Here is a 24,436-nt window from a genome sequence, read left to right as displayed (position 1 = left end):
GCTGACCGGCGCGCCAATCGCGAAACTTCTTTCGCTCCCAGGACGCGGATTCATAAATCCGGGTTCGTAAGCGTCGCTCAATGTCCGCTTCGGTCCCAGGCTGTTCTCTAATTCCGGGCCTGCGGTCAAGACTCTCCAAACACATCCTTGCCGGGTTCATGGTTCTCTCCGCGGTAGGGGCATGCCCTCCGCATGATGGCGTAGGATGACGCTGGCGGATCAATGTGTGAAGCGCGCTTGCCTTTTGAGCATCGCAAAGCCTGGGGCGATCGCACCAACGCCAACGTCCCGGCAGGGACCTTGGATCCCGCCGGTGCTCGGCGGGAATTCGCTATCTGCTATGCTGTTTGCACGGCGGTCTCCTTTGACGACCATCTAAATTCGGTACCATCGATCCACATCCGATGCAGAATGACCGCGAGCTTTCGCGCGACCGCAACTTTGGCCTTGCGTAGCCCAGTTCGCTTTGCAAGCCGAATGCCCCAGGCTTTGAGCGCTGACCATTTTGCTACGCGTGTGAGCAGCACATTGGCTGCCTCATAGAGATAGCCGCGCAACATTTTGTCGCCGCACTTCGAGATTCGACCCGTCCAGTCGATCTCGCCGGATGCGTAGCGTCGGGTCGTTAGTCCGACATAGGCTCCGACGCTTCTTGACCTTTTGAAGCGCGTAGGGTCGTCGATCGTTGCAAGAAAGCAAAGAGCCGTAACAGGGCCGATGCCAGGTGTCGTCATGAACTGTCGCACTTGGGCATTGCTGCGTGCGAGCTTCATGACCTTACGGTCGAGATCAGCAATCTGCTGCTCGATGGCTGCTCGGGCGCTGAGTAGCGGCGTTACCGCAAGGGCGAGTTCCGGCCGCTCTTTGGTGAGCTCCGCAGCACGCAATGCGAATACGTTCATCTTTGCCGGACCAATAACCAGCCCGAGGTTCTTTAAGAGCCCGCGGATTTGGTTCTCGAGATCCCGCTTGATCTTGACGAGCAGAGCCCGGCTGACGAGGAGAGCCTTTACCGCATGACTGTCGAGGCCTTTGACGCACACCTCCTTATACCATCCACATTGCATGATGCGGGCGATGCCTACGGCATCGTTGCGGTCACTCTTGTTGATCTGCATTTTCAACACCGCCTTGGCGTGCCTGGCGTCGATGCAGATGACGGGCAGCCCCAGCTTATTCAACTCGGTCCACAGCCATGTCGACGTTGCCCCTGTTTCGAGTCCAATCCGCGCGACATGCGGCGCGTTTGACTTGATGAATGCTGCGATCGCTTCGGGGTCGGAACGAACAACGCCTTCGTGCTCAATCTTTCCCGTCCGATCAACGATGCAGATCGCTGTTAGCTTCAAAGAAACGTCAAGTCCGACATAGCGCTCCATTGCAGCTCTCCTATCATTGCAAGGCCCAAGAGGTGAGCCTCATCGATTCTTGGAGAGCTGATTCTCAGAGCTTCAGTATGGCTCCGGCCCGGAATTACCCCATGTGTAAAAAAAATCGCATCAGCATCGTGTGCAGACCGCACCGCCGGCAACTTGCCCGGCTGAACACATTTCTTCCTGGAAGCCGTCTCCGGGCGCGCGTAGCGCCCCTAGGCCTTCTGTTGGCGTCCATTTGAATGCGCAAGTCCTTGGCTCAAGTAGCCAAGGCCTCCAGCAGCCCAGTCACGCCGATGATCGCCATCACGCGCTTTATGTTGTAGGCGAGCACATTGAGCGCCATCTCAGTTGCCACCTTCGGCAGCCGTTTCGTGAGAAAGTGCGTTGCTCCCATCCAGCTCTTGATGGTGCCGAACGGATGTTCCGCTGTCGAACGACGCACTGTCATTTTCTCTGGATGGTGATCGAGGCGCGCCTGCACAGTCTCAAGCACGGCCTCGTGTTCCCATCGGGAGATCAGTCGCTCCTTGCCAGTGGTGCAGCTATGCTTGATAGCGCAACTCTGACAGGCGTCGGTCCGGTAGCGTCGTAACACCAAACCTTTGTCCGCGGTCGTAAAGAAGTAGGTAAGCTTTTGTCCGGCAGGACAAATGTACACGTCTTCCGCCGCCACGTACCGGAAGTCCTGCTTGCCGAAACGCCCTGCCGCCTTCGCGTTCGAGGTCATAGGCTTTGGTAGCGTGACGGCGATGCCGGCCTCTTCGCAGGCGCGAATCTCTTCGCTCGCGTAATAGCCGCGATCCGCCACAGCATCGAGCCTCTCAACGCCCATCTCGGTTCGCGCCTGCTCCGCCATATTCGACAGTTGATGGCGATCCGTGCCAACGTTCGTCACCTCGTGAGCCACAATCAGATGGTTCTTAGTATCGACTGCGGCTTGCACGTTGTAGCCGCACTCGTTGCCATCGAACGCGCATCAGGATCGGTCAGCGAGATTTGCTTGTCTTTACTCATCACCATCTCGGCATTGATTACACTTAGCCGCGCGATCTCCTCGTTCAGTTTCGCGATCTTGTCCTTGAACCGCTCAACCTTTGCCTCTGGCATTGCATCACCGCGGCGGTCGGCGGTCTCCAATTGCGCTATGTAGCGCGCGATGCTCTCCTCAATCCGCTCCAGACGCCGTTTCATCTTGGCTTCGGTGAAGTTTTTATCGCGCGCATTGACAGCCTTGAATTTGGATCCGTCAATGGCGACGCTCGCCTCGCTCAGCAAATCAAGCTCGCGGCACAGCGCCACGAAGGCACGGCAAACCTCACGAATGGCCTTGCCATTGTCCTTACGGAAATCCGCGATGGTCTTGAAGTCCGGTGCCAGATGCCCCGTCAACCAGATCAGCTCGATGTTGCGCTGGCACTCGCGCTCTAAACGACGGCTCGATGGGACGCGATTGAGATAGCCATAAATGTATATCTTGAGCAGCGTCGCCGGATGATAGCAGGGCCGCCCTCTTTCCAGCGGGACAAACCGACCAAAGCCGAGCTGGCCAAGATCAAGACCCTCAACGAAAGCGTCAACCGCGCGAACCAGATTATCCTCGGCTACATAGTCCTCAAGTGCCGCTGGGAACAAACTGCTTTGGCTCCGATCAATCCCCTCCACGAAGCCTGACATCCCAGCGCTCCCGATTCGCCGATTCACGCGCAGAATCATAGCATCGATGGGACTTTTCACACATGGGGTAATTCCGGGCCGGAGCCATACTGAAGCTCTGAGAATCAGCTCTCCAAGAATCGATGAGGCTCACCTCTTGGGCCTTGCAATGATAGGAGAGCTGCAATGGAGCGCTATGTCGGACTTGACGTTTCTTTGAAGCTAACAGCGATCTGCATCGTTGATCGGACGGGAAAGATTGAGCACGAAGGCGTTGTTCGTTCCGACCCCGAAGCGATCGCAGCATTCATCAAGTCAAACGCGCCGCATGTCGCGCGGATTGGACTCGAAACAGGGGCAACGTCGACATGGCTGTGGACCGAGTTGAATAAGCTGGGGCTGCCCGTCATCTGCATCGACGCCAGGCACGCCAAGGCGGTGTTGAAAATGCAGATCAACAAGAGTGACCGCAACGATGCCGTAGGCATCGCCCGCATCATGCAATGTGGATGGTATAAGGAGGTGTGCGTCAAAGGCCTCGACAGTCATGCGGTAAAGGCTCTCCTCGTCAGCCGGGCTCTGCTCGTCAAGATCAAGCGGGATCTCGAGAACCAAATCCGCGGGCTCTTAAAGAACCTCGGGCTGGTTATTGGTCCGGCAAAGATGAACGTATTCGCATTGCGTGCTGCGGAGCTCACCAAAGAGCGGCCGGAACTCGCCCTTGCGGTAACGCCGCTACTCAGCGCCCGAGCAGCCATCGAGCAGCAGATTGCTGATCTCGACCGTAAGGTCATGAAGCTCGCACGCAGCAATGCCCAAGTGCGACAGTTCATGACGACACCTGGCATCGGCCCTGTTACGGCTCTTTGCTTTCTTGCAACGATCGACGACCCTACGCGCTTCAAAAGGTCAAGAAGCGTCGGAGCCTATGTCGGACTAACGACCCGACGCTACGCATCCGGCGAGATCGACTGGACGGGTCGAATCTCGAAGTGCGGCGACAAAATGTTGCGCGGCTATCTCTATGAGGCAGCCAATGTGCTGCTCACACGCGTAGCAAAATGGTCAGCGCTCAAAGCCTGGGGCATTCGGCTTGCAAAGCGAACTGGGCTACGCAAGGCCAAAGTTGCGGTCGCGCGAAAGCTCGCGGTCATTCTGCATCGGATGTGGATCGATGGTACCGAATTTAGATGGTCGTCAAAGGAGACCGCCGTGCAAACAGCATAGCAGATAGCGAATTCCCGCCGAGCACCGGCGGGATCCAAGGTCCCTGCCGGGACGTTGGCGTTGGTGCGATCGCCCCAGGCTTTGCGATGCTCAAAAGGCAAGCGCGCTTCACACATTGATCCGCCAGCGTCATCCTACGCCATCATGCGGAGGGCATGCCCCTACCGCGGAGAGAACCATGAACCCGGCAAGGATGTGTTTGGAGAGTCTTGACCGCAGGCCCGGAATTAGAGAACAGCCTGGACCAAAAGCGACGGCAACGCTGCGTCGCAGCGAAATGGTGCGATGGGCCATGTGTGGACGGCTCCAGGTTGGCAAGGAGATTCTTCACTTGCGGCGTTGGTCGGAGCAGCCATGTGTTCGGCCTGTTTGCGCGGTACACAGATGACCGCTGGCCATAATGCCCTCCGCGGATCAGGTCCCGATCAACAGCACGCATTCGAAGATGCCTTGGCCCATGTGGGTTGTCCTGATCGCCGGATCGACCGGCGCTGCATTAAGTGCTGTTCGTCCTTTCCAACCGTTACGTCACACCCGGATGACCGGCTGTGATCTCGTTCAAACGGCGCCCACTCCTTGGCACTCTCGTGCCGGTGGAGGAGCCGTCCACATGGGGTAATCGCAGGAGCGAGTCGCCCCCGAACCCGGGTCAACCGACAATGGAAGCTGGTGGCTGTTCCCCGATAGGATGGAAATACGGGCTCACGACTGGACGCCGGGCCGAAGCATCGAATGGAGAACAGCCATGGAAGAATATATTGGTCTCGACGTGTCGATGAAAGAGACGGCAGTCTCGATCCGCCGAGCAGGCGAGCGGATCTGGCGCGGCAAGTGCGCAACTGATCCCAGTATCGTCGCCGAGCTCATCCGCAAGCGGGCGCCATCCGTGAAACGCGTCGTATTCGAGACCGGACCGCTGTCGGTATGGTTCTATCATTCTCTCCGCACCGAAGGGTTGCCGGCGATCTGCATCGATGCGCGCCATGCTAAAGCGGCGCTCGATATGGCGGCGAACAAAACGGACGCAAACGATGCCGATGGCCTGGCGCAACTCGCGGAAGTCGGCTTCTTTCGTGAGGTGCGTGTGAAGGGATTCGACAGCATGCTGACCCGCACGCTTGTCGCAGCGCGGACGCGGCTGGTCCGAATCACTACCGAGCTTTCCAACCAGATCCGCGGCGTCATGAAAACCTTCGGTCTGCTCGTTCCCGCCGGAAAGGGAAGCACCTTCGAGAAGAATGTGCGGAGTCTTCTTGCCGACCAGGACAGACTTGCATCCATCGTGCTGCCGATGCTGGAAGCCTGGCGTGGCATTCGCCTCCGCGCCGCCGAACTCGGACGCCAATTGGTGCGGGACGCGCGCCAGAGTCAGGCTTGCCGCATCCTCATGTCGATTCCTGGCATCGGTGCCATCACCGCAACCTCCTTTACCACCGCTATTGAGGAGCCTGACAACTTCAGGAAGTCCCGATCTGTCGGTGCGTGGATCGGGCTAACAACGCGCCGCTACCAATCCGGAGAAGTTGATTATGACGGCCATATATCCCGACGTGGCGACCACAATTTGCGAGGGCTTCTCTACGAAGCGGCGGCGGTCATTCTGACGCGCAGCTCAACTCACAGCACGCTGCGCACGTGGGGTCTGCAGCTCCGGGAGAGGATCGGCTTCAAAAGAGCTGCCGTGGCTGTGGCCCGCAAACTGGCGGTAATAATGCATACGATGCTTAAGACCGGCGAGCTGTTTAACCCGAATGCCGGAGCCGCCGCATAAGTCCCGATCGCGTTCGGAACCCGAACGCCTAAGGCGTCCCTGCCGGGACGTGAGCCGAGCCATTCCGCTGATGCTGTTGCATTGCTGACTCAGCAAAGTGCGTCGTCCACATTGAAGGCTCGTCCCGCGAAGCTCCATCATGCGGCGGCTGATGCCGACCGCGAAGACAACCATGCACCCGGCAGTGTCCTCAGCGATTATATGCTTGACGCCCCGGCAGCGATTAGACAACAACAGCATCACAACCGGACTCACGCGTCGCAGCAAATCGCGTTGTCTTCAATGACCTCGTCGGCGCTAGTGATGGCGCCTACATCTTCTCCGACTTGATCGGATGAGCCGATGTTCGCCGGGTCGAGTGCGGCAATTGCCACGGTTCCAGGTGGGTCGCGGGGGTCGACGGGCAGAGTGAAGCGCGCCAACATGGCGGATTGGCTTAAGCGGCTCGATCGATTACAGTAGTGATTGTTCAATCCGCGATCAGTCAGCCTATGAACCTGCTAGCGGCCACTGTGCGAAGCTGGTTTCAATATGGACCGCCCATCGGTTGGAGGCCCAACTCCAAGATGCTGCGGGAGTATATTGCGCTATCATTTTACCTATACGTCTGCTTCGCCGCACTCCTTCTGTACAAGGCAGCGGTCTTGCGCGGCCATCATATCGAGTACGCGCCATATGGACTGGCAGTTTGCAAAGCATTGCTTCTGGCAAAATTCATTCTCATCGGACGCAAACTTCGGATCGCGGGGACTCTCGGCAGCACGCTCATTCACAAAATCATATATACCTCGGTGGTCTTCCTTGTTTTTCTCGTCGCGCTTTCAGCCATCGAAGTGACGATTGGCGCTTATGTCCATCACCGGACGATTCGTGAGGCTTTGGCCGAGGGTGTCGCCGCGACACCTGGAGAGATCTTCGCGACGTGCCTTCTCCTGCTGCTGGTCCTGATCCCGTACTTTGCATACGGAGAAATTCACACGGCTCTGGGCGAAGGCAAGCTGCTCCAGCTCCTTCGCGGCGAGTCCGATGGCCGTCGCGATCAGAGTTCGGTCACATCCGAAGCCTCACCATCCGGCTGTGGCCCGGTTGGAGCCACCCAACCCGATTGCAGTGCGGCTATGACCAATGCTCTGCCGCCATCCCATCCTGCTGAGCGACAACGTGAAGGAAAGACAGCGTAGGGGGGCAACACATGGATAACGTCTCTCACCTGCAACCGATTCCGCGCCCGCCGGGCCGTTTGTTCGTGGGTAACCTGTTCGATCTGGACGTCAGTCGCCCCATCGAGAGCCTGGTCGACCTGGCGCGCACTCACGGACCCATCTTCCAGATGTCGCTGCCGGGTCGCGGCCCGATCGTCATCGTGTCGGGCTATGAGCTGGTCAACGAGCTGTGCGACGAGTCGCGATTCGACAAGAAGGTGGGGCCAGGCTTGAGCGCTTTGGCCGACGGCCCGGTTGGTCGGGGGCTGTTTACTTCCGAGACAACGGACCCGAACTGGCGCAAAGCCCACAACGTGCTGATGCCGGCGTTCAGTATGGACGCGATGCGCGGCTACTATCCGCGGATGCTCGATATCGCCGTGCAGCTCACCCAAAAATGGGAGCGGCTGAACCCCGACGATACGGTCGATGTGCCAGCCGACATGACGCGGCTCACGCTGGACACGATTGCGCTGTGCGGCTTCAATTATCGGTTCAACTCCCTGTACCGCGAAAGCCCCCACCCCTTCGTGGTTGCCATGCTGGGCGTGCTCGAAACAGCGCAAACAACGCAACGGGAGCTGCCCATCCAGCGTAAACTGCATCGCAAGCGGGCTCGGCAGCTTCTGGCCGACCAGCAGTTCATGTTGCACACGGTCCAGCGCCTCATCCAGGATCGCCGCGCGTCCAGTGCCGTGGGCACCATCAACGACCTGCTGGATCGGATGCTGACCGTGGTCGACCGTCAGTCGGGCGAGAAGCTCGACGACGCCAACATCATCGCCCAGTGCGTCACCTTCCTGATCGCGGGTCACGAGACAACCAGCGGCTTGCTGTCGTTCGCGCTCAATGCCCTGCTCAAGAACCCCGGCGTGCTGACGCGGGCCTACGACGAAGTGGACCGTGTGCTTGGCACGGACCTAACCGTGCTGCCGACCTACGCCCAGATCCATCAGCTACCGTACGTCGACCAGATTCTCAAGGAGACCCTGCGGCTGTGGCCGACGGCACCGGCCTTCACGCGGCGTCCGTATGAGGACACCGTCATTGGCGGCAAATACCGGTTGGAGAAGGCCGGCCTTACAACGGTCCTCACTCCGATGCTCCATCGCGACAAGCAGGTGTGGGGCGAGCACCCCGAGGATTTCGACCCGGACCGTTTCAACCCCGAGCGCGGGGCCAAGATCCCACCGAATGCCTTCTTGCCCTTCGGCACCGGGCAACGTGCCTGCATTGGCCGGCAGTTCGCCATGCAGGAAGCCATCCTCGTGCTGGGCATGCTCCTTCAGCGGTTCGAGCTCATCGACTTTGCCAATTACAAGCTCGAAACCAAGCAAACGCTCACCGTCAAGCCCGACAACTTCCACATCAAGGTCAAGCTGCGGGCCGGAGGCGAGACAAAGCCGCTGGTGGTGATGGCGCAGCCCGCCGCAGTGTCCCAGCCGGCTGCGGCGCCACCGCCTAGCGCAGATGCCCACCAGACGCGCTTACTGGTGCTCTATGGCTCCAACCTGGGCACAGCCGAGGGCTTGGCCCACGGCATCGCCGACGAAGCGAGGAACCGCGGGTTTGTGGCCACCGTCGAGGCACTCGATGACCACGTCGGTGCGCTGCCGAAAGAGGGGGGCGTAATCATCGTCGCCGCATCGTATAACGGCCAGCCGCCCGATAATGCGGCAAAGTTCTGCCGTTGGCTCCAGGACCCATCGCTCGCGGCTGATGCGTTTGCCGGCGTGGAGTACAGCGTCTACGGCTGCGGGAATCGCGACTGGGCGGCGACCTATCAGGCGATCCCGACGCTGATCGACGCGGAGCTCGAGAAGCACGGCGCGAAGCGCATGTACAGGCGCGGCGAAGGTGATGCGCGCAGCGACTTTGATGGCGACTACCGTACTTGGAATGGTGGGCTGTGGCCCTCCATGGCCGCGGCGCTTCACTTACCGGACAGCGTGGCTCGGACGCAGGCCGCGCGCCCGCGCCTGTCGGTGGCCTTCGTTAACAAGCAGGCCGCCAATCCCATCATACGGTCATACAGTGCCACGGGAATGACTGTGCGGGTCAACCGCGAGCTGCAGCATCGCGATTGCGAGCGGCCATCCGAGCGCTCGACACGGCACCTGGAAATCGCCCTGCCGTCCGGCGTGAGCTACAATGCGGGTGACCACCTGGGCATCGTCCCGCGCAACGGCCTGGATCAGGTCCGGCGTGTTCTGCTGCGGTTTAAGCTGGACCCCGGCCTGTACCTGACCATCACACCGCACACGAACGCCAGCACGTACTTGCCGGTCAACGAGCCAGTGCCGCTGCTCGGTGTGCTGGCCCATCGTGTCGAGCTACAGGATGTTGTTACGCGGGCGCAGCTTGCTACGCTCGCCGAGCACACCGGTGGCGCCGGCGACCGGGAGATGCTGCTGGCACTCGCCGGCGACGACACCGGCGAGATACGCTACCGCGAGCAGGTGCTGGTGGGGCGCAAGTCGGTTCTCGACGTGCTCGACGAGGTCCCGTCTTGCCAACCGCCGTTCGAAGTATTCCTTGATCTGCTGCCTCCGTTGCGACCGCGCTACTACTCGATCTCGTCGTCACCGCTGGTGTCGAGCGATAGCTGCAGCATTACTGTGGGCGTGGTGGAGGGGCCCGCGCGGAGCGGGCATGGCGCCTTCAAGGGCATCTGCTCGAATTACCTGGCCACACAGCCGGTCGATGCGACGGTGTTCGGTTTCATCCGCAAGCCCACCATTCCGTTTTGCCCGCCCGACAACCCGCACGTGCCGATGATTATGATTGGTCCTGGCACCGGCGTCGCGCCGTTCCGCGGCTTCCTCCAGGAACGCGCGGCGCTGAAGGAACAGGGTGTTCCCGTGGGCGAGTCCATACTGTTCTTCGGTTGCCGCGATCCACTGCAGGATTTCCTCTACGAGGATGAGCTGCGGGGGTTCGAGGCGATGGGGGTCACGCGGCTGTTCTCCGCGTTCTCGCGCGAGCCCGGCAAGCCGAAGGCCTATGTGCAACAGGCGATTAAAGAGCGCAGCGAGGATGTGTGGCGTCTGCTACAGCAGGAGGGGGTGGTCTTTGTTTGCGGTGATGCCTCGCGCATGGCGCCGGACGTTCGGAAGGCTCTTATGGGCGTATTCCAGCAGCGCACTGGTACCACGGCCGCTGATGCACAGGCTTGGCTCACCGGACTGACCTCGAGCCACCGCTATCTCGAGGATATCTGGGCGTCTGCCCCGTAACCGATCACTCAGGAGGCGCCGATTCGCACACGGGCATGATCACGGCAGAGTAGGGCCTTGTCGGTCTCCTTTAACAGTCGAAACCCGATTAAGGCCATTAGCGGCCGATAGAACGCCTTCGCGCGAGGCAAATCCTTGCTGCCTACCGGTAAATCATCCGAGCGCGCTCCAGATCAGCACTAATCGCGGAAACAGCTTCTAAGTTCCGCGCATGGCGAGTTGCCATCTGATGGTTAGCGAGTGTCCAAATACACTAGCGTTTGGCTACGGTGCTCAAAGTGAGCAGCGAACGTATGGCATTTCCATTGGCACTGGCGCTTTGGAGCTAAGTATAATCTGGTTCTCTCCAGAGATTTTCAAGTCGAATGTTACGTCCGAAACCGCGACCCCGTCCCTGCACGACGCTGTCACATGCAGAATCGAGCCATCATCGTGCGACGATTTGACGGCGCACTTTTGAAATCTGCCGGTTATTTGCTTTCCCTGGATGATCACGCCACCCGCGTAGAGATCAGCATCTGGCTTGAAGGCAAGCTTACCATTTTCTCTGGTGAACACTTTATCGCAGACCGTGGAATCGCTCGCCCAAGCTCCGCTCAAATCTGCGGCCTGTGTTGCGCCCGATTGGGTAACGAGAAGCACTAACAGCATGAGGGGATTAAAGGTTCTCATGAAAGTCTCCTGAGTGTTAGCAGTCGCACTAGCGAAGTCCAATCGATTAGAGATGGAGTGATCCCTCAGGTTGGCTGACGCCGATCGGGCCGCCACTAGACGGCGAGACCTTCCGGACACGCGCAGGATCTAGTGGCTGGGCAGTCGCTGATAAGTGTTCTGTAGCTCATCCTGGATGATATGCGCTTCGCCCCCCGACTGCGCGGTCAGATCGGCAGTCAGTGTGCGACTGCGGTATTGCCACCCCTTGGGCGGCTTGAGACGACTTCCGAGTGCGACGAGATCGGCGTAGGCAAGTCTTGGGTCGACGATTTGCGAATACGACTGCATGACGTAAATTTGCCCCTTCGGACTAACCAGCTCGTAAACCGGTTTGCCGGCGAGAAAAATCCAATTCGTCGTCCGTCCGATGGTCCGCTCGACATAGAAAGCTCGCTTCTCAATAAGCTCGAGTAACCGCAAGCTCATAGTCGCGACGGGCCGCATAGCAAGACCCTGGATATCGGAAGCGTTCCTAGTAACATCGCCCGACGCGAGACGGTCCATGATGAAATGTCTGGGACCGTTGCGGATCACCCGAACGGCTCCGAACTCCGAAGCAACCTTGGCGGTATCGAGCGCCTCCCAAGCTGCCTGTGGGCACTCGTTGAGCCCCAAGGTATTGTAAACGTCGGCGACGAGACCCGCGCCTTGGCGCTTTACAACGAACAACTCGCAATAACGTCGATCCCGAACGTCGTCGAGCGTCCTCATAGGTGGTGTGGACGATTGTGCGGCCGCGGCGGTGGCAAGAATCACGAGGCCCGCGGCGAGGAAGATTGAATATCGGATATCGAGCATCGGTCTCACCCATTTTTTGCGGGCGAAGAAGGCCAGTCTGCACTGAACCACTACCTATTGCCAATGGATTTTGGAGCCACACTCTGGTGGGGCCCGCTTGCTTGGTCAAACTACCGAGAGAAAACCAATGAGTTTGACACCGCTTGCTTCTCTCCTGATGTCGTCTCGTGGCTGCTGTGTCGGCTCTGGGTCCATGTGTGGACGACGCCCGCGTTGCAAGAAGAATCTGACGTTCGGCTGGCGGTCGGGTGCAAGTCATGTGTCCGGCCTGTTTGCGCGGCACCATGACCGCTGGCCCTGATGTAGTCCGCGGATCAGGTCCCAATCATTTTCACGGGCTTTAATGCCCATGACCCAGAAGCGGGTTGTCCCGATCGACGGCTCGACCGTTTCGCATCACACCATCATCACCCTCGCAATTCGATTGTCTTGCTCCGCCGTCGCCTCACGCTCCCATTGCCAAGCCCCTTCAGGTGGCTGCAGCAAGCTCCGGCGCGCGATAGTATCCTCCCTTGGCCATGATTGCCCAGGCGATGCGCGCCATCTTGTTGGCAACGGCAACGGCGACGAGCTTGGCCGGCTTCCTGGCCAGCAGCCTTATGATCCAGGGATGCTTTTGCGGATGTCGCCGAGCGTGTTGAACAACGGATGTTGCACCGATCACGAGCAACCGTCGAAGGTAGCGATCTCCCTGCTTGGAGATGCCTCCGAGCCGCTCCTTGCCCCCGGTCGAGTGCTGCCGCGGCACAAGTCCGATCCATGCGGCAAAATCCCGACCGGATTTGAAGTCACTCGGGTCTGTGACAGTAGAAGCGATGGCCGTGGCCGCGATCACGCCTATCCCAGGCACGGTCTCGATGCGGCAGCTCATATCGTTGGCACGATGATGGGCGTGAATGGCGCGATCCAGAGCCCCGATCTGCAATTCCAGCGCAGCGAGCTGATCGACAATGGCCTTCATCGCAGACGGAAGAGCTTCGCGATTACTCTCGTCCGTGATGATCTCGGCAAGCTGCGCGAGACCTTCGCGTCCCGTCTCCGCAACGAGGCCGAACTCGGCAAGGTGGGCTCGGAGCGCATTGATCAGCTGCGTGCGCTGACGGATTAAAAGATCCCGCGTTCGATGCAACATCAGCAAGGCTTGCTGATCGGCCGACTTGATCGGCACGAACCGCATTGATGGGCGTGTCACGGCCTTACAGATGGCGGCTGCGTCGGCCGCATCGTTTTTCGACCGTTTGACATAGCCCTTCACGTAGCTCGGCGGCATCAGACGGACGGTGTGACCGAGCTTGGAGACTTCGCGCGCCCAATGATGCGCGGTTCCGCAGGCTTCCATGCCGACCAGGCAAGGGGAAATCTTGCTAAAGAAGTCGATGACCTGCTTGCGCCGCAACTGGCGAGTGATGACGACCTTACCCGCACTATCCACGCCGTGCACTTGGAACACGTTCTTGGCGAGATCAACGCCGATGGTGCTAACCTGCATGTGGACGACCCCCTCCGGTGATTCGTGGTTCAACCATCACCCTTTGGCACATTCGATGCCGGGAGCGGGCGTCGTCCACATGGGGTAATCGCGGGAGCGAGTCGCCCCTGAGTCAGTCCCAACCGACAATGGAAGCTGGTGGCTGTTCCCCGATAGGATGGAAATACGGGCTCACGACTGGACGCCGGGCCCAAGCATCGAATGGAGAACAGCCATGGAAGAGTATATTGGTCTCGACGTGTCGATGAAAGAGACGGCAGTCTCGATCCGCCGAGCAGGTGAACGGATCTGGCGCGGCAAGTGCGCATCTGATCCCAGCATCGTCGCCGAGCTCATCCGCAAACGGGCGCCATCCGTGAAACGCGTGGTATTCGAGACCGGACCGCTGTCGGTATGGTTCTATCATTCTCTGCGCACCGAAGGGTTGCCGGCGATCTGCATCGATGCGCGCCATGCTAAAGCGGCGCTCGATATGGCAACGAATAAGACGGACGCGAACGACGCCGATGGTCTGGCGCAACTCGCGGAAGTCGGCTTCTTTCGTGAGGTGCGTGTGAAGGGATTCGACAGCATGCTGACCCGCACGCTTGTCGCAGCGCGGACGCGCCTGGTCCGAATCACTACCGAGCTTTCCAACCAGATCCGCGGTGTCATGAAAACCTTCGGTCTGCTCGTTCCCGCCGGAAAGGGAAGCACCTTCGAGAAGAATGTGCGGAGCCTTCTAGCCGATCAGGACGGACTTGCATCCATCGTGCTGCCGATGCTGGAAGCCTGGCGTGGCATTCGCCTCCGCGCCGCCGAACTCGGACGCCAATTGGTGCGGGACGCGCGCCAGAGTCAGGCTTGCCGCATCCTCATGTCGATTCCTGGCATCGGTGCCATCACCGCAACCTCCTTTACCACCGCTATTGAGGAGCCTGACAACTTCAGGAAGTCCCGATCTGTCGGTGCGTGGATCGGGCTAACAACGCGCCGCTACCAATCCGGAGAAGTTGATTATGACGGCCATATATCCCGACGTGGCGACCACAATTTGCGAGGGCTTCTCTACGAAGCGGCGGCGGTCATTCTGACGCGCAGCTCAACTCACAGCACGCTGCGCACGTGGGGTCTGCAGCTCCGGGAGAGGATCGGCTTCAAAAGAGCTGCCGTGGCTGTGGCCCGCAAACTGGCGGTAATAATGCATACGATGCTTAAGACCGGCGAGCTGTTTAACCCGAATGCCGGAGCCGCCGCATAAGTCCCGATCGCGTTCGGAACCCGAACGCCTAAGGCGTCCCTGCCGGGACGTGAGCCGAGCCATTCCGCTGATGCTGTTGCATTGCTGACTCAGCAAAGTGCGTCGTCCACATTGAAGGCTCGTCCCGCGAAGCTCCATCATGCGGCGGCTGATGCCGACCGCGAAGACAACCATGCACCCGGCAGTGTCCTCAGCGATTATATGCTTGACGCCCCGGCAGCGATTAGACAACCACATCATTTTCGACCGATTCAAACGGTTTTGCTTGCCGGTTCATGTCTGCGTCGCCCCCGAAAGCTGACCTGACGCTGGGGCGAACAAGCCCGAGGCTTTTTTGCCCTCCATTCGGAGCGTGGCGGTCGCCGCTGCCGCGCCGCTGTGCCGAGGGGGCCTCGGCCATCGCCTGCTTGCCACGCGCAATTCCGCGATACATCCCGGCGCCGCGCCGCTCGATCTCCGCATAGGGGATTTCTTTGCAGACGAGCCGCGCACGCGCCTCGGAATTGAGAAAATAGATATACCGCATTTGGTAGCCGTCGAGCGGTTCGCCCTGGCCCGACCATGATCCGCCGGTTTTGGCGAAATGCGCCGCCCGGTTCTTTCCGGTTACTTGCGTCATCTTGTGCGTGACCAAGCCATCCGGCAGTCGCAGCAAGCTTTTGTTCAGCTTGATCCCGGTGAGCACAAAGCCGGCCGCGCGATAGATCGTCCCGTCACCGCACTGGCATCCATCGGCGAACGAGATCACCCATTCGACGTGTGGATAATGCTTTTTGATCATCCGCAGCGCGATCGAGAGCGCGCGGCTTTCGCTGTTGCGCGGCAGCGCCTCCGAGAACGCCAGCCGGTTCAACTCGAGAAAACCGTTCCATGCGGTATCGCGCACGAGCCCGAGGATGTTCGACTTATCCATGGACGGGCCGAACGTCATCGCGCCTTCAAGCCGGCCGCCGAGGAAGACGCCCAGCGCTAGGAAAGCGTTGTTGACCGTCTTGTGGCTGTAATGCAGCCGGATGATCAGCGCGTCCGCGTTTTTCTTTGAGATCGGCGCGACGTGGATATACTTAGCTTGTCCCATGGCGCTCCTTGAATTCACGTCCACGGCGGTACCCACAACGGCCCGTACGCGGAGCCGCCAATGCTCTGAATCACTTCCGCTTTCGGGGCATAGCGCATATGGCCGGACTTGCTGCTGGCTCGACTCGGTCGAGAATGACCCAGCGGACACTTGTCGATACGCCGCCGGAACTTCGGGAATTGCCCAGCATGATGCCAAAGGATACGCTCTTCGCGTATCCTTGAGTCCTCGTAGGGGCCCACAATGCCTCATCAAAAACTGATTGCACGTCTGCAGGCGACCGGCGGCCTATCAGATGAAGAGCGACGCTCGCTGGCTGACATGCCGAGAACGATCAGATCATTGGCCGACGGGGAGTACTTTTCGCGAGAAGGCGATGTTGCGTCGCACTGCGCCATCTTGGTCAGCGGCTTTCTGTGCCGTCACAAGATCGTAGAAACTCGGGACCAAATTTTGTCCTTTCACGTGCCTGGAGACATGCCTGATCTCAACACCTTGCACCTGCCGGAGATGGACCACGACCTGATAAGCATCGGGCGATCCACCGTCGCTCTGCTGCCTCACCGGTTCCTAAGCCAGATGCTGGACGGCTCTCCGAGGCTCACGCACGCCTTCTGGCGCGAAACCCTGATCGATGCTGCGATTTATCGCCAATGGGTCGCCAACTTAGGTGGCCACGACGCAATTGCGAAAATCGCGCACCTCATCTGCGAGCTTCTTGCTCGCTTGGAGGCTGTCAGCTTAGCGCAGGATAATAAGTTCCAGCTTCCCTTCACGCAGAAGCACCTGGCCGACGCTTGCGGTATCTCGATTGTTCACGTCAATCGCACGCTTCAGGAACTAAGACGTCGTAGCTTAATTGTTTGGGAAGGGGGAGAGGTTGCTGTGCTCAACCGCGAGGAACTGGAACGCATTGCTGAGTTTGTGCCTGACTATCTTCATCTGAAGCGATAGGCATTGTTGTGGCCGCCTACAAGTTCGTCATAGAAGGGAGATCAGGCTTCGAACCCGTCCCCCTCGAATTGCCGACCGAGATTGCCGCTTGGCGAGAAGCCACGACTCTCTGCGGAGAACTTGTGAAGGACGAATTGGAGCCCTCCACCGGCTTTCGGCTGCTGGTCCTCGACGGGAATGGGGCGCAGCTATTCCAGATCAGTATTGTGGCGACCTGATCTTATGCGCGCTCGCGGAGGCGCGCTATCGCGGCGAGATGGGTCCAAGTCCAGATTCAGCCCTGTAATAAATGCGACCCCTAAGCCTCCTTACTGCAAGAATAGGTGCATCGGGGTTAGGGGCTGACGTCGGCTCCTGTGCTGGTTTTCGGACGCCGGGATCATGGGAGCCTCCACACGATGAGGTCGCCGGCGGCCGAAAAGCGCCAAGGCACGAAGTCGCGGGAAGTGAGGCACCGGCCGGGCAGCGGGCGCTATGGAGATTTAATGCCGGCGCCGATGTCGATGATGGACGGGATGCCAGGATGACGCCAGCGGCATATCTGCACATGCGCGAGGTCGGGCGAGTGCTGTAGGCATTTCGGCGGGTGTTCGGAGCGTATCAACGTGTGATCTGCGCACTGATAGATGTCATTGGATTGAGCGAGATCGCGGCCGGCGCGGGGCCAGCGTATCGGAAGCGGAAAGCAGCATCGCTTGCAGGTCGTCTGGCTCATGACGTGTCTGTTCGGTGTCGGCCGCCACTTCGGCTCGCAGCCGCACGCGAAGGTCTCGATGACGATCATACGCGCGCCACAGCATGGGCATGGCCAGGGCAGCGCACGCAGCGTGCCCTGGGCAGCGTCGGGTTGCTGTTGGGAATCGGCTGCGGGCGGAGCGACATTGAGGAGTGCGCGGGCAGTCGCGATGCTCTGGGCGCGGTTGGTCGAGGCAAAGAGCCCGTAGTGGCGAATGCGGTGGAAGCCCTTGGGCAGCACGTGCCGCAGGAAGCGTCTGATGAACTCATGCGGGTGAAGCCGCATGGTCTTCCAGCGGTCGGGGCCGTTGACGCGATAGTCTTTCCAGCGGAACGCAATCGCCTCGTCGTCGGCTGCAACGAGGCGGCGGTTGGAGATGGCGACACGATGGGTGTAACGGGAGAGATAGCGCAGCACCTGCTTAGGCCCTGCGAACGGCGCCTTGCAATAGACCACCCACTTGATGCGCCGCAGCGGGGCGATGAAGCGCTTGAACGTTCGTTTGTCGGCGAGCCCGCCATGGGTGTTGAAGAACTTCAACTCGCCGGCGGTGTGCGCATGTATGAGCATCGCCAGCATTTTGCCCTGGAACAGGCGCGCCAGGATGTTGACATGGACGAGGAAGTTGGAGCGCGCAGGGACCCATCGCGCGCCGTCGAGCGAGAGCCCTCCACCTGGCACGATCATATGCACGTGCGGATGATGGGTGAGCGCCGAGCCCCAGCTGTGCAGCACGGCGGTGACACCGATCCGCGCGCCGAGGCGCTTGGGATCGCGTGCGAGGGCAAGCGTCGTCTCGGCCGCCGCCTTCATCAGCAGGTTATAGACCACGCGCTTGTTCTGGTAGGCGATGGCACGCAGCTCGCTCGGCAGCGTGTAGACGACGTGGAAATACGGAACTGGCAACAGCTCCGCTTCGCGGTCGGCGAGCCATCGGCGCGCCGCCGCGCCCTGACACTTTGGGCAATGCCGGTTGCCGCAGGAGTTGTACGCGATCTTGGTATGCCCGCACGCCGTGTTCTCGCAGCGCGCGACATGCCCGCCGAGCGCCGCCGTGCGACAGCGCTCGATCGCACTCATCACCTTCAATTGCTCAAGGCTCACATGCCCCTGATTGGCTTCACGCCAGGCAGGGCCGTGATCGCGGAGGATGTCCGCGACCTCCAGAGCTGGTCGAACCATGGCCGGCGGCGCTATGGCGCCGGCGGCTTCTCACTGTCTCGCTTCGCACGCCTGCGGCGCGGCGTGCTCAGACCCTCCAGGGGGCTCTCGATTTTGGCAATCAGTCCGATCGCCACGCGACTGTAGCGGGCTGTCGTCTCGAGCTTGGAATGTCCGAGCAACGCTTGAATCACGCGAATGTCCCTGCCGCGCTCGAGCAGATGGGTCGCGAAGCTGTGGCGAAGCGAATGCAACGAGATCGTCTTGCGTAACCCCGCGGCGTTGGCGGCCTCCTTGAACAGCCGGCTGAACTGACGCGTGGTCATTGGCTTATGCTGACTGCGGCCTGGAAACAGCCAGCGGTGTTCGGGTGCGATGCCATTGTTGGACGCGGTCGGCCGCAGCTTCCACCATTGCCGCAACAGCTTCACGACCTCCGGCGGCAGCATCACGTGCCGGTCCTTGCGGCCCTTCGACTGCACGATGCGGATGATCATTTGCTCGCTGTCGATGTCACCCGCCCGCAGCCGCACCACCTCGCCGGCGCGCAATCCGCAACCATAGGCCAGCGTCAGCATCGCTCGTGCCTTCAGGCTCGTTGCCATGGTCAGGACACGCTTGACCTCCTCAGGGCTCAGCACCGGCGGCAGCCTCTCGGGTTCCTTGATGTGCCAGACCTCGGCTGCCAGATCGTGGCGACGCAGCGTGACGCGGAATAAGAACCGTACCCCGGTCATGATCCGATTGCGGTTGCAGATGCTCGTTCCGCTCTCGATCAGGTACAGCTGAAATCGGCGCACCTCGTCGGGCGTTGCCGTATCGGGCGAGCGTTTGAGCCAGGCGGCGAACCGCTTGCAACTGTAAATGTGGCCACGCTGAGTGTGCGGGTTGAGCTTGCGCGCAGCCATGTCTTCGATCATACGCTGACGCAGCGGACTGACGGTGTTAGTCTTGCTCATGGGGAGCTCCATTCTGAGTGAGGCTTGCGACACCTCGATTCTCAGGACGGGGCTCTCCAGTGCTACTACTATCCTCTCAACCGGCTACCGGCCTCTCGGCTCTTGCTCCCGCGCAGCGGGCTGGAGCGCAGCGACTTTGTGCTTTGGCCCTAAGCGGCCGACCCGGCATGTCCGCTAGACGTCCGCTCCTTGGGGGGTGAAGCGGACTCGATATGCTCCACCCGAGTTCTTCCGGGCGTGACCCTGGCTGTGAAAACAACGAGTCAGATAGAGATCGTCTCTGGGTTTTTCGGAGACGGTCGATGCGACGGTTCATTGAAGGCGCGGATCGCGATCAATCGACGTTGTTGCCGGAATGCCTCGATGATTGGGTCGGTGAGAGCAATCCTGTTCGCGTTGTCGATGCGTTTGTCGAAGCACTTGATCTCGACGAGATAGGTTTTGAGGACATCGAACCGTCGGCGACCGGGCGACCCGGCTATCATCCAGCGGTGCTGCTCAAGCTGTACATCTACGGCTATCTCAACCGCATCCAGTCGAGCCGCCGGCTGGAACGCGAGGCAAGACGCAATCTCGAGGTGATCTGGCTGTTACAACGGCTTTCGCCCGACGACAAGACGATCGCCGACTTTCGTCGCGACAACGGCCTCGGTATCAGGAAGGTGTGCGCGAAGTTCGTTGAGCTTTGCCGGCGGATGGGATTGCTGACGAAGGCGAGCGTCGCCATCGACGGATCGAAGTTCAAGGCGGTCAACACGCGTGACAAGAACTTCACAAAGGGCAAGGTCGAGCGCCGTCGCCAGCAACTGGAGGAGAGCGTGTCGCGCTATCTCGCACAGCTCGACACGGCAGATCTGCAGGAGCCATCTGAGACTCTCGCCGCGAAGACGGCGCATCTGAAGGAAAAGCTCACCAAGCTCAAGAGCGAGATGCACAAGCTCGAAGCCTACGAAGAGGCGATGCTGGCATCACCAGATCAACAGATCTCGCTGACCGATCCCGACAGTCGGTCCATGGCAACGAGTGGCCGTGGCTCGGGGGTCGTTGGCTACAATGTGCAGGTTGCCGTAGATACCGAGCATCACCTCATCATCGCGCACGAAGTAACGAATAGCGGCTCGGATCGCGCTCAACTGGCAAACATGGGCAAACAGGCCAGGCCGTGCTCGGCGTCGACAAGCTCGAGGCGGTGGCCGATCGCGGCTATTACACAGGCGAGGAGATCAAGGCTTGCGCCGACGCCGATATCCTTGTGACTCTACCGAAGCCAAACACGACCGGAATGGAGGCGAAGGGCAAGTTTGGAAAGCACGACTTCGCATATCTGGCCAAGCAGGATGTGTATCGCTGCCCGGCTGGCGAGTTGCTGGCATATTGGCTCACAACAGTGGATGGCGAACGCACCATTCGGCGATACGTCACGAAAGCTTGTGGGAGTTGCCTACTGAAGGCGCGCTGCACCACGGCCAAAAACCGCGTCATCTCTCGTTGGGAGCATGAGCACGTCATGGAGGATGCCCAGAGGCGGCTCGACGCTGATCCTCAGGCGATGCGTCGCCGTCGCGAGACGGTCGAGCATCCGTTCGGCACACTGAAGATGCGCATGGGCGCGGCGCACTTCCTGACGAAGCGCTTGCCGAAGGTCGCCACTGAGATGGCGCTGCACGTGCTCGCCTACAATCTCACGCGCGTGATGAACATCATGGGTGCTGGTGCGCTGATCGCGGCGATTCAGGCATGAGGCAGGAGCGCTGTCGCGCGCGTGCCGCCAACCTCATCATCGATCACAGCGGCTCGGGCAAGCCATCGGGCTGGCTTCCGGCGCCTCGCCGGAAATTATGCCATTTCGGCGTCAATCCGGAACCCCATGGGGCTGTTCAAAGCGGCGCCCCCCGCATTGAAACGTTTTCACGCGGCCAAGACCCCAAGCTGACCTCACTCCTCCGGCACCCCCGCCAAGCGCAAATCTGCATAGATGCGCTCGCGTCCGGCGAGGTAAGTCGGATTGTCGCTTGGTACGTTGGCGCGTACGCGGCGAATGGTAAAACTCGGATTAAGCGCGAGAGCCGCCCGGGCGGCGGCCTTCGCCTCGTCCAGCCTGCCAAGCCGCGCCAACGCGGCGGCGAGCCAGAGTTGTCCGAGCGGATGATTTCGATTGGCCTCAATGCTACGGCGTAGCCAAGCCACTGCTTCCCCCTCGGCGCTAAGGTGCAGCTTAGCTAAGCCAGCGATCAAGAGCCAAATATAGGAACGGGTATCGCGAGGCGATAGCCGGAGCGCTTCACGGACGTGGGTTTCGGTTTCCGCTGCACGGCCGACAAACATCTTGGCAAGACCGATCCAAGCGTGAGCATGAGCCAAATTACGATCCAGCGCCAACGCCCGCTCACATTCAGCGATGCCTTGAGCCGCGCGATTAGTCAGAATTTCGATGATGCCCAACACCAAGTGCGCCGAAGCATGCTGCGGGGCCAGCGACAGAGCCTTGTTCAAAGTTGCCTCAGCCGCCGCGAGGCGCGGTCCCGGGTCATCATCCGTTAAGAGGGCGCTGGCAATTGTCTCATCGACGGTTGCTGCACCGACCAGCGCCTCAACACAAAAGGGATCGAGCGTCAAAGCCCGCTCAAAGAAGCCGCGCACCCGCGTCATGTATTCTGGGGTAGTCCCCCTGTTTGCGAAAGCAATGCCTTGGAAATACAGATCCATCGCGTCGGGATTTACAGAGCGCTCTGCTCGCCGTGCTTCGGCTGCAATAAGCTCAGCATTTAGCGCGTTGGCCAACCGCGCTACGATCTCGTCCTGCATGTCGAACAGATCGGCGATGGGTTTGTCAAAACGGTCGGCCCACAGATGCGCGCCAGTTTCTGTGTCTACGAGTTGGACGTTTACCCGAAGCCGGTCATCACTACGCTGCACAGAACCTTCGAGCACGTAGCGGATGTTCAATTCACGTCCGATCTTCTTCAGGTCAACCGCCTTGCCCTTGTATGTGAACGCGGTGTGTCGACCGATCACAAACGAGCCTGAGATGCGCGACAGGTCCGTGGTGAGGCTTTCGGTCACACCATCGGGGAAGTAGTCTTGTTTGGGATCGCCGCCGAGGTTGGCGAAAGGCAGCACAACGAGGGAAAGACGAGGCGGTGAAGTTGGGCTTTCCTTCGCGCGCCCACCGAGTGTCGTCGGGCTGTGCTCGTCCCGGACCACGACATAGGCGCGGATTGGACGATCAATATTTTTGAGGACCTGCTCGCCCAGATCGACGAACTGAATGCTGATCTTTCCATGGATATGATCGTGGGCAGACGACGAAATGCAGATACCACCCGGTTCTGCAATGCTCTCAAGCCGCGCCGCAATGTTCACGTCATCCCCAAAGATGTCATGTGGCTCGACAATCACGTCGCCGACATTGATGCCGACACGGAATGCAATACGGGCGTCTCCGGCGTCGGTGGTTGTGAATTCTTTGACGCGGGTCTGAAACTGCAGAGCCGCTCGAACCGCTCCGACCGCACTTGGAAACTCTGCCAAGAACCCGTCGCCGGTATTCTTGACGATGCGGCCGCCGTGTTCGGAGATCGCAGGCGTTACAACATCGGCGAGAAGTATTGTCAGTTTAGCGTGTGTGGTCTCTTCATCGTGGTGCATCATCCGCGAATAGCCAGCCACGTCGGCGGCCACTATCGCTGACAACCTCCGCTCGACCCGGACTGGCCGCTCCTGCACCATAGTTCGCAATCCAACCGACGAGATATTATACGACCGATCGCGTGTCCGAACCACACGGCTAATGTCGGCTTGTGTGCCCTTCGCGTCATATAGCCCCGCCGCGTGATCTCGGTCGCTAACGGGGCATAGCGGAAATTGGAGGGCAGCCGTCTGTTGGCGAGGGCGACGCTGATGACCCGACTCCGACATTGAGTGGCCGATTTTGCTGCGATGCGTGCTAAGCCGCATATCAGAGGCGACAACCGTGCAAATGATCGATACTCGGAAGGCTGCACGTGGAGGGCTCGGGTCAGCTAGCTCCACTTTGCTCGATTGTTTAATCGGGAACCGCGCTCAATTCTCGCGGTAGCCGATTAGCGAAAGTGCCCCATCGGCGCCCGCGGAGTGGTTGGTTAAGTGCGCTCAAGTTTCGGATACGGCGAACCGTCCTTATGACGAAACGTCTTTACTCCATCGGGGCCTACCTTCAACTCCAAGTCGATGTCCGGATAGGTGACTTCGTCGCCTGGTGTGCGATCTCCCACGACCAGAAAGGCGGCATCGTTGTCGGTCGCATTCAGGAAGTGGTGACCATCGCCAGTGTCCGCCGGGAATGCGATGCAGGTGCCAGGCCCGACCGTCTCGCGTCCCGCATCGGTGACGAGGACGAATTCCCCCTCGACGATATAAACGAATTCATCCTGTTTCGTGTGGGAGTGCCGGGCCGAAGATTGGCCACCTGGCTCGACACGTACGAAGTTGACGTCGTAGTTTTTGAGCCCACCGTGATCGCCGAGACGCCTGATCCATCGTTTGCCCTCGCCTTCACGGAATGGTGCCGGATACCCGGATGAATTGCTCTCCGGCAAATCCGTCGGCCTGAATACCTTAGAACCCCTCGACATGTGCATTCTCCTGGCCAGTCCGCCAAATGGTGCTATTTCAGCTTCTTTACCACAAGACGCTACATTCCAGCGCGAGTCTCCGCTTGAAAAGCTTTCGACAAACAAGATTGCTGCAACGGCTCAGGTCTCAAATTGGCCCATCGCGAGATATTGCACCGCCGCGCGATCTCGATCGCTAACGAGGCATAGCGGAGGTTGACGGGTAGCCGCCTATGGCAAAGGACGACGC

At 59.8% G+C, this 24,436-nt stretch carries 14 protein-coding genes and 3 pseudogenes; 7 read left to right on the top strand and 10 right to left on the bottom strand.

Annotated elements, in window-relative coordinates; genetic code table 11:
• Positions 1-338 precede the first annotated feature (338 nt).
• Both QA640_RS46440 and QA640_RS46435 read right to left on the bottom strand, forming a co-directional pair.
• Positions 339-1,379, bottom strand: coding sequence for an IS110 family transposase (locus QA640_RS46440; protein ID WP_283035482.1), 1,041 nt, complete (start codon positions 1,377-1,379; stop codon positions 339-341).
• A gap of 253 nt (positions 1,380-1,632) precedes the next feature.
• Positions 1,633-3,050 (bottom strand): annotated as a pseudogene (locus tag QA640_RS46435) (IS1182 family transposase).
• A 165-nt stretch (positions 3,051-3,215) separates the two neighbouring features.
• Between QA640_RS46435 and QA640_RS46430 the strand changes: the two are divergent.
• From QA640_RS46430 to QA640_RS46415, 4 genes are all read left to right on the top strand, one after another.
• Entirely contained in the window at positions 3,216-4,256 is a 1,041-nt protein-coding gene (locus QA640_RS46430; protein WP_283035482.1) for an IS110 family transposase, read from the top strand.
• Positions 4,257-5,001: 745 nt separating this feature from the next.
• Entirely contained in the window at positions 5,002-6,027 is a 1,026-nt protein-coding gene (locus QA640_RS46425; protein WP_283043209.1) for an IS110 family transposase, read from the top strand.
• A gap of 566 nt (positions 6,028-6,593) precedes the next feature.
• Positions 6,594-7,208 carry a hypothetical protein gene (locus QA640_RS46420; protein WP_283043208.1) on the top strand — a complete coding sequence of 205 codons (615 nt, stop codon included), beginning with the start codon at positions 6,594-6,596 and terminating at the stop codon, positions 7,206-7,208.
• A gap of 11 nt (positions 7,209-7,219) precedes the next feature.
• Positions 7,220-10,465: a cytochrome P450 gene (locus QA640_RS46415; RefSeq protein WP_283043207.1), complete on the top strand. Its 3,246-nt coding sequence runs from the start codon at positions 7,220-7,222 to the stop codon at positions 10,463-10,465.
• 273 nt (positions 10,466-10,738) lie between these two features.
• On the opposite strand, the gene QA640_RS46410 is transcribed toward QA640_RS46415, so the two are convergent.
• The 3 genes from QA640_RS46410 to QA640_RS46400 form a co-directional block, all read right to left on the bottom strand.
• Positions 10,739-11,137, bottom strand: coding sequence for a hypothetical protein (locus QA640_RS46410; protein WP_283043206.1), 399 nt, complete (start codon positions 11,135-11,137; stop codon positions 10,739-10,741).
• A 129-nt stretch (positions 11,138-11,266) separates the two neighbouring features.
• Positions 11,267-11,977 carry a hypothetical protein gene (locus QA640_RS46405; protein WP_283043205.1) on the bottom strand — a complete coding sequence of 237 codons (711 nt, stop codon included), beginning with the start codon at positions 11,975-11,977 and terminating at the stop codon, positions 11,267-11,269.
• A gap of 469 nt (positions 11,978-12,446) precedes the next feature.
• Positions 12,447-13,466: an IS110 family transposase gene (locus QA640_RS46400; protein WP_283043204.1), complete on the bottom strand. Its 1,020-nt coding sequence runs from the start codon at positions 13,464-13,466 to the stop codon at positions 12,447-12,449.
• 214 nt (positions 13,467-13,680) lie between these two features.
• Here QA640_RS46400 and QA640_RS46395 point away from each other — a divergent pair, with 214 nt between their 5' ends.
• The gene (locus QA640_RS46395) at positions 13,681-14,706 is read left to right on the top strand and encodes an IS110 family transposase (protein WP_283041373.1); all 1,026 of its coding nucleotides are present in this window, start codon (positions 13,681-13,683) and stop codon (positions 14,704-14,706) included.
• Between the two features lie 223 nt (positions 14,707-14,929).
• On the opposite strand, the gene QA640_RS46390 is transcribed toward QA640_RS46395, so the two are convergent.
• A complete protein-coding gene (locus QA640_RS46390) occupies positions 14,930-15,808 on the bottom strand; it encodes a hypothetical protein (RefSeq protein ID WP_283043203.1) in 879 nt (292 codons plus the stop codon).
• A gap of 219 nt (positions 15,809-16,027) precedes the next feature.
• Here QA640_RS46390 and QA640_RS46385 point away from each other — a divergent pair, with 219 nt between their 5' ends.
• Complete coding sequence (locus QA640_RS46385) at positions 16,028-16,738, top strand: Crp/Fnr family transcriptional regulator (protein WP_283043202.1); 711 nt, start codon at positions 16,028-16,030, stop codon at positions 16,736-16,738.
• A gap of 763 nt (positions 16,739-17,501) precedes the next feature.
• On the opposite strand, the pseudogene QA640_RS46380 reads toward QA640_RS46385, so the two are convergent.
• Positions 17,502-18,656, bottom strand: a pseudogene (locus QA640_RS46380) (IS91 family transposase); the annotation flags it as partial.
• Positions 18,657-18,667: 11 nt separating this feature from the next.
• Positions 18,668-19,594 (bottom strand): tyrosine-type recombinase/integrase, encoded by a 927-nt coding sequence (locus QA640_RS46375; protein WP_283043201.1) that lies wholly within the window; start codon positions 19,592-19,594, stop codon positions 18,668-18,670.
• A gap of 302 nt (positions 19,595-19,896) precedes the next feature.
• Between QA640_RS46375 and QA640_RS46370 the strand changes: the two are divergent.
• Positions 19,897-21,335, top strand: a pseudogene (locus QA640_RS46370) (IS1182 family transposase).
• A 194-nt stretch (positions 21,336-21,529) separates the two neighbouring features.
• On the opposite strand, the gene QA640_RS46365 reads toward QA640_RS46370, so the two are convergent.
• Entirely contained in the window at positions 21,530-23,323 is a 1,794-nt protein-coding gene (locus tag QA640_RS46365) for an adenylate/guanylate cyclase domain-containing protein (protein WP_283043200.1), read from the bottom strand.
• Between the two features lie 392 nt (positions 23,324-23,715).
• Positions 23,716-24,207 (bottom strand): cupin domain-containing protein, encoded by a 492-nt coding sequence (locus tag QA640_RS46360; protein ID WP_283043199.1) that lies wholly within the window; start codon positions 24,205-24,207, stop codon positions 23,716-23,718.
• Positions 24,208-24,436: the final 229 nt, after the last annotated feature.

This window comes from Bradyrhizobium sp. CB82 (assembly GCF_029714405.1).
Classification (GTDB): Bacteria; Pseudomonadota; Alphaproteobacteria; order Rhizobiales; family Xanthobacteraceae; genus Bradyrhizobium.
Note: the sequence above shows the minus strand (reverse complement) of the source record. Positions and strands in the feature narration are given on the sequence as shown.